At 57.6% G+C, this 7,180-nt stretch carries 4 protein-coding genes; 1 reads left to right on the plus strand and 3 read right to left on the minus strand.

Annotated features, from left to right (window positions below; genetic code table 11):
* Window positions 1-165: 165 nt before the first annotated feature.
* Window positions 166-648, plus strand: coding sequence for a hypothetical protein (locus tag AX692_RS19785; RefSeq protein WP_155646342.1), 483 nt, complete (start codon window positions 166-168; stop codon window positions 646-648).
* Between the two features lie 537 nt (window positions 649-1,185).
* Here AX692_RS19785 and AX692_RS19790 read toward each other — a convergent pair.
* The 3 genes from AX692_RS19790 to AX692_RS15170 form a co-directional block, all read right to left on the minus strand.
* Entirely contained in the window at window positions 1,186-2,313 is a 1,128-nt protein-coding gene (locus AX692_RS19790) for an energy transducer TonB (protein ID WP_196491810.1), read from the minus strand.
* A 522-nt stretch (window positions 2,314-2,835) separates the two neighbouring features.
* A complete protein-coding gene (locus AX692_RS15165; RefSeq protein WP_073977753.1) occupies window positions 2,836-4,986 on the minus strand; it encodes an EAL domain-containing protein in 2,151 nt (716 codons plus the stop codon).
* 93 nt (window positions 4,987-5,079) lie between these two features.
* The gene (locus tag AX692_RS15170) at window positions 5,080-6,993 is read right to left on the minus strand and encodes a type IV secretion system DNA-binding domain-containing protein (RefSeq protein WP_230961066.1); all 1,914 of its coding nucleotides are present in this window, start codon (window positions 6,991-6,993) and stop codon (window positions 5,080-5,082) included.
* Window positions 6,994-7,180 lie beyond the last annotated feature (187 nt).

Consider the following 7,180-nt stretch of genomic DNA (forward strand, 5'->3'; position numbering starts at 1 on the left):
TCTCGGATGGCAGTCATGAGAGCGTATATCGGGGCCCGTTCTATGTCGTGACCCCTACTTGCTGCACTTTGCTCATTGCGGACCGACTGGCGCTTCATTTGCCCACCGCCAGGCCGCGGCGCGGAGGCCGGAGGCGCCTGGGCCGTCAACCTGGCCCTCCTCACCATGGCTTCCCCCGCCCCGGTTCCCGGCATTGTCAGCCGCGCCATCTTCCGTGACGACCTCCAGCTTGGCACCGTGCAGGTGATTGCATCTTGGACGAAGGCGGCCCATGCCGTGCACGAACGAGCGATTGCGATCGCGGAGCGGATGCAATCGGCCGACGAGTGCATGGCTGATGTGCCGGTCAACTCTCGAGCCCATGATTTAGCCGGTCCCCTCGCTGCAATCGGGGCGCTTCATCGATCCTCAATCAAGCGTGGGTGGCAACTATCTGACGCCGGTGTCACTCTGGTGATGCGCAAGCTTGCCGATCGCGGCGTTGCACTGCAGGATCGAAATGGAACGATTTTTTGGCATCTGAGCCCTCAAGCTCGTTCTGAAATACCGCCTTCGAATTCTGACCGTCAAAGCGTTCTTTCCGAACTCGCTGATGCTGTTGCTTTCGCCGACAAGGTTCTCTCAAAGGTTGCTCGGAGCCGAGATTAGGCTCTAGGCGTCGCCTCCAACGGCGTGCTAACTCGGATCGGTGCCTCTTCTCGGTTCCATTGCCTTCATCTGTACACCTATCGCCGTCTGGGACGGGGACGGGCCGATCTGGTGCAAGGAAGGTCCTAAGATACGCATCGAGGGAATTGCGGCGCGGGAAATGGATGGGTCGTGTCGCCGTGGGCATCCGTGCCCTTCTGCTTCGGCAGAGCAGGCTCGTGATGCGCTTGTCCAGCTGCTAGGCACTCCGACTGGTCGGCTGAGCAGTGGCCACATCTCGATACGAGCCAAGGCCATCTCATGCCGATCATCAAGCGAAAGCTATGGCCGCACCGTCGCTTCATGTCGACTTGCTGATGGCAGAGATCTCGCTTCAGCGATGCTGGCGACTGGCACCGTTCTACCTTGGCGGTAGCGCAACATTTAATGAGTCCATTGATATGTTACGTGCCCTTCAAACGCCTTATGCAGCCGCTTTGCCTGATTGAATTTCTACATCGTCTCTCGAAAGGGTGAACGCGTGGACTTGAGATGTGCTCAGTTAGGTCCGAGCTTGATCGTTGATGTAAATTCGGATGCAAACGGCAAGCCGTTCACATTGGCTGGTTCAAACCTCGCGTAGCGCGCGATGATGCGACAAATCTTTTCGTCTTTCTCTGGCCCGAAGGAAGAACGGACTAGCCTGCATGACCTGGCTCGACCAAGCTCATCGACACTGACCGTCCAGACGGCCGAGCCGCTTTCAGTATCGCGGCGCAGAAACGAAGTTAGTTCCTCCGCCATGTACTGGGCGGCGTTTCCTCGTAGTCTTGCCGGAGTCGCTGGAGCGTCAGGTGTGTATAGCCATTGCAGGCCATCGACAGGCTGGCCCCGGTGAACGACGGCAAAGCAAACAGGCACGATGAACAAGATTTTCCGCGACAACGTGAAATCTGAAGGCCTGTCTAGTGTCGGCACGCCGCGGCTGAACTCGCCATCCGTATCCCGCAAATAGCCAAGGACATGCAGCCGCCCGTTCTTCTCTAGGTCCGCGGCAGTTTCTCGGTCCATCGGGATTTCGCGTCCTTGTGGCATTACATGGTCATAGCCCTCTATTGAGACTACCCGGGAATGAAGTTTTCTACGCCGGACTTCCCGCGTGACCCCGAAGGCGTTTGCGCCGACGTAAGTCCCAAGATCGTCGAATTCCGATTCGCCTCCGATAATGGCGTTTGTCGGGGTCAGCCGAAGTACTTCACGATCTGGATCATAGGTGAAGTCATCAGGATCGATTTCAAAGCCTGCATTCAGCCAGATCCTTGAACCCACTTTCCAGCTTTGAACCCGGGCGGCATATTCGGTCGCCGTTTCGAATTCCCCCCGCACCGGCTGTTGTGCAAGCGTCTGATCTGCGAACCAAGCAAAGTTGTCAGGCAGTGAGTTGAGATTGGTGGACCACTGCTGACAATCTTGAACCGATACTGCCCCTTTCTCGCTGACGATTTGCGCCGGCGTGTCGAACAGAGATTGTACTGCGACCTGAGTATTCTCGGCACTCGCAGCTGCAGCGACGGTACCGAGCGCGGCAAGAAAGATCTGCTTCATCAGACATATATCTCGAAGGGTGGGATGCATCAGCTTAGTAGCGTTGAGATAATAAATCCTGAATTGCCAATCGGCGTTCAATGGGGATCCCTGATCGACGTACAAGATATGTCCGCGCGCCGCGGACAGCCATGTCTGTCTGCTTCGGCCCCACGGTTCCATGATGCTCTTATTGAGCTGGTAAGGCACTGCGACTGGTCTCCTAAGCAGCGGCCACATCTCGTACGTGCCAAGGCGATTTCGTGTTTCTCGTCCCGTGAAAGTTATGGCCGCTCCGTCGCTTCGTGCAGGCTTGCCGATGGCAGAGACCTCGCTTCAGCCATGCTTGCAACCCTCGCTGTTCTGCCTTGGTGCTAGCCTCTTCCGCCCATCTCCTCACTGGCCATTCCGCCGGACCTATAGAGGCCCCGGAATTATTCGGTTCTCAATCTCGTCGGACACCAACAAAAAAGCCCCGGGCAACCCGGGGCTTCCTTTCATCGGCTTCGGACAGCCCTCAACGGGAGCCGAAGGTTTCCCTGAACCAATTCCACATGCTGACCTCCTGTTGGCACGCCGTGTGCTAACAGGGATGGTTAACATATCGTTATTGTTTGGCAAGAGCTAGGCAGCGATCCGTATTTGCCGCATGTGCTGGAGAAGGTCGTTGATGGGCATCGCCCTCGCGAAAAGGTAACCTTGCGCATAGTCGCAACCCATGTCTGCGAGTAGCGCAGCGGTCTCTCTATCTTCGACGCCCTCGGCGACTGCCCTCCGGTCGAGCGAGTGTGCAATATTAATTGTCGCTTGGACGACGGATCTGCTTTCGGCCGAAACCGTCATGTCGGCTACGAACGACCGGTCGATTTTCACTTCAGTACCTGGGATGCGCTTGATGTAATTCAGAGCGCCGTGCCCGGTGCCGAAATCGTCGATCGACAGGTGAATACCGAATTCGCGAAGTGCGCTCATGACGGCTTCCACGCGCCTGTCATCGAGCGGAGCAGTCTCGGTAACCTCGAAAATGATGTTCTCGGCCGGGATGTGGTGCTTCGACATGAGGAAGGTGATGTCGTAAATCAGCTGCACCCTGGTAAGGGCAATCGCCGATATGTTGATGGCAATCTGGAATTTAGGATCGATTTGCCGAGCGAGGCGTGCACCCGCCAATGCTGTGTCAATGACATACATCGTCAGGTCATCGATGCGGTTATGGGTCTCTGCCATCGCGACGACTTCTTCAGGGGGTACGGCACCGTGCTCGTGATGCGTCCAACGCAGCAAAGCTTCCGCACCGACGGTTCTCCCGGTGGCGAGCTCGATCTTGGGCTGGTAAGCCACCTGAACCGTGTTTCGGGCCATTGCTTCATCGAGATCCGACAGAAGCGTCAGTCGCTTGTCGCGTGCAGTCAGATAGTCTGAGTTTGCTATGATGGCAGGTGTGCAGGCTTGCAGCGCATCTTCGGCCGACTGAATCGCTGTGGCTATACGCGACCTGATCGAAGCTTCGTAGTTTGCGTCAACGCCGATGTGCGCCGCGACATCGACCTTTGTTCCTGCATGGGCGATCCCCCTCCTGAAGAGAGCTTGCAGCCCCGCCAGATGGTCTGCGAGCTCTGCCGTTTCGATCCTGGGCCTCAGCCAGATGATGGTGTCTTTGTGAAACGCGAAGTCGACCTTGCCTTCCGTGGTTGTGAGCCGTCGGGCGCCTTCCCTGATGAAGTCGATAATCACCTTGTTTGAGGAATCTCTGGTGATGAACGAGAACTCCTTGATCTTGAGGGCGAAGACGAGGACGCCATCGTCAGGTGTTGCACTTTCGAGCGCCTCAACGCGCAGGCAGCCAGTAGATTCGTCGAAGACCCGCCGGGCTTGGCGCTCAAGCGCGACCATACCGATCGTAAGACACAGAAGGGCGGGGAAGACGTCGACGCCGATGGAGAGATAGTCCATTATCAGCGGCACTGTAATCATCAGCGCCAAGGCGCCCGCGGCTACACGGTATGCGGGTTTCCTCAGGGTCGCCTGCCATAGCATGAGGGCAGCCGACAGGATCAACCCCGGGATCCACCCCAGATCCATCGGCGGTCCTTCTCGTAGAGTGTGCGCGCCGAGTGCATGGAAATAAACACCGGGGATCTTCGATCCCAAGGGCTCATAGTGCACATCACTAGTGCCCGTATACGTCTGGCCAACGACAACCGCATGACCTCGGAATGTGTCCCGATCGAACCGTCCCTGCAGGACGTCGATGTAACTCACGCGTGAGATCGAGTGGATGTCGATGCCGAAGTCGAGCCGATACTCTTTTTGCGGCCCTCGATAGCCCGCTAGCCCTGCCGAGATTGACGGAACCGAACCTCTGCCCACGGGCGTTGCGGTCGGAAAGACGTAGCTCAGGTTGAACGGGCCGCTCTGACCGATCATCGAGGCCAGACGAGCGTTTTCTTTGAACCGCTCGATGGGCTGAACGACCTCGTATTCGTGAACCCCTTCTTTAAGCGGGGGTGCGATTGCCAGATAGGTCTCGGGGTGACGTTTGAGAGCTTCTTCGAATGCTTCGTCTGATGTCGAATTGGTCGGGTCCGCGTATGCTTTGTCGAAGAAAACCCTGCTCGCACCTGCCTCGAACAGCTGATCAAGCAGCTGCGCATCCTTCTTCCGGTCCGGAAGGTTCGTCTGCAGGGCATTGAGCGTCTTGTCGTCGATGGTGACAACGATGATATCGGAAGGAGCTTCGTGCGTTCGAATTTCCGCTCTCATTGCTCGGAACATATCTTCGGCGGGCAGAGGTCCGCACCATTTTCATGCGAGCCCCGATTGACGGGATTGGCCGCGATGACGTGCCCCTTTGGTGATGCGCGGCGCTCATCGGCCAAGGTCCATATCGTCGTCGATCGAAGGGTCATCGCGGTCCTTTTTCTCGGTCCCGAAACCCTGCCGGTTCTCCCTTTCCAGCTGGCTTTCCTGGCCACCCGAACGGTTTGCGTTCGGCTTTTCAATCTGCCCCTTTTGCTGCTTTCCAGCGCGCTCCTCCAAATCCTTGCGGGCGAGCTTCCGGTGGCCGCCGTCATCCTTCTTTTTCGGTCGGACGTAACCAAGCCCGTTTTGTTTTGCCCCACCGGCTCGCCCGTCGCTTTGATCCGGATCTTCCGTTTTCAGCTCCAACCGCTGCTTGTCGATCTCACGGTCCGGATCGACCACGCCCTCCAGCTCCTCCCTCAATGCCTCCGCTTCCCTCTCGGCGTCGCTCACCGCCATTTCTGCTTCATCAGCCAACACGGACAGCTGCTCTTCCTCTCTCCCACCCTCTCGATCACCACCCCCCATTTCCGCGATCTCCTCGGCACTGGGGGCGTATTCTGCGGCGTGGAGGTCATCAACGCGATCGAAGCCGGTCGCCTTGACGGGGTAATCCTTCCACTCGAGAAGAATACGGGCGGCCGGGAAGCCATCCGGGAACTTGACGAAGCCATGCAAGCTCGGAAGGTTGCTGATATCGACCGGCATCACGAGTTCCTCGACGTTGCTTCGCGGCGTGATCGTCGATGCGTCGCGGTTGTCATTGTAGCCGTAGGAATAGGCTTCATCCATGATGCGGACTTGCCGATCGCCGATGAACTCGGAGCACCGCCGTGACGTCTCGGGATCGGCGGTCTTGAGAATGAGCTTCGTGCCCGCGAGTGATGCCAGATTCGTGGCTCCGTTTTCGCCGTAGGTCTCTTCAAGCTTATCGAATGAGTGCATGCCCAGAACGAAGGCGCCGCCAAAAGCACGCGCTGTTTGCAGCCCGTGATCAATCGCGGGCAGCCGGTGCAGCGCATGCACCTCGTCGATGAGGAACCACGTACGCAGATTGCGCGTGCGGCCCATTTTGAAGAGAGCGTTCACGCAGAGATCCATCCACAACGTCAGCAGGGGCCTGTTGAGCGTCAGGTCCGGATGGGTCGACGTGATGAAGAGGATCGAGCCTTCCTTCACGTCGGTCGTCATCCAGTCTGTGATCGAGAAGCCTTTCTGCCCCTTTGCTGGCGCTGGCAGGAACCGGATGACGTTGCCGTTGGCGATGAAAGTTGTGCGGATCGACTCGGCCATTTTTGCAGCAGAGGGAGACATCATTGGTCCTGCCACAGAGCCCTCCAGCTGGGCATGGATCGTCTTGAGGTCCGACTGCATCAGGTAGTAGGCAAGAGCTGCGTTCGTCGGGCGTCCCATCTTGATCAGCTTCATGCACATCTCGACGAAAAGCGTACGCGCCGATTGCTGCCAGAAGTCATCCGATGCGCTGTGGCCGCTCGGCACTAGCGCGGTTGCTGCGCTCATGAACTCGGCATAATTTCGGCAATCGTTGAAGATCGACCAGGGCTGGCATCGCTTGTCCATCGGGTTGAGGATCACGTCTGTGTCCGGATCGTAGAAGCTCTCTACGAAGGTGCCCGTCAGATCGAAGATCACGCACCGATGGCCACGGGCGCGCGCCTGTGTGACCAGCTTTTTCAGCTCCGTCGTTTTGCCCGCCCCGGTAGTGCCGATGAACATCGCGTGTGACTGTTCGAGACGCCACGGATATCCGAAGCATGCTGAGAATGCAGCAATCGACAGCGAGTTGGCATTGATTTCGAAGTTGAGCGGCGCGTAGCCGAATTCTCCCATGTCTGCGTCGATCGTGCCGTGCTCGCCATGCAGTTTCCTGACCAGTGCTGCCAGCTCGAGTGCTGTAATCGAGGCGGGCTTTGAGTGGAGCTTTGTCTCGCGATCCTTGATTCTGAAGGTGACGAGCATCTTTGCCTCCTGTCGTTGCTCGCCATTGCCTTCCCCCTCCCCTCCACAGGATCTCTCCATACTTTCCTTGGGTCGGCATGTTACGCTGTAGTTTTTGCCATGGGCATGATGGGCCGCTTTAAGTGTGCCGCTCTGTAGTTGCCCCTTAATTTCCGGACAGTTCCTCGGTGGTTGAACGGTTGATGTA

The organism is Erythrobacter donghaensis (assembly GCF_001557325.1).
GTDB classification, from domain to species: domain Bacteria; phylum Pseudomonadota; class Alphaproteobacteria; order Sphingomonadales; family Sphingomonadaceae; genus Erythrobacter; species Erythrobacter donghaensis_B.

What these genes read in the sequence shown, in the direction of transcription:
- AX692_RS19785 (WP_155646342.1), top strand. Translation starts at nt 166, where the DNA reads ATGGCTTCCCCCGCCCCGGTTCCCGGCATTGTCAGCCGCGCCATCTTC.
- AX692_RS15170 (WP_230961066.1), bottom strand. Translation starts at nt 6,993, where the DNA reads ATGCTCGTCACCTTCAGAATCAAGGATCGCGAGACAAAGCTCCACTCA.
- AX692_RS15165 (WP_073977753.1), bottom strand. Translation starts at nt 4,986, where the DNA reads ATGTTCCGAGCAATGAGAGCGGAAATTCGAACGCACGAAGCTCCTTCC.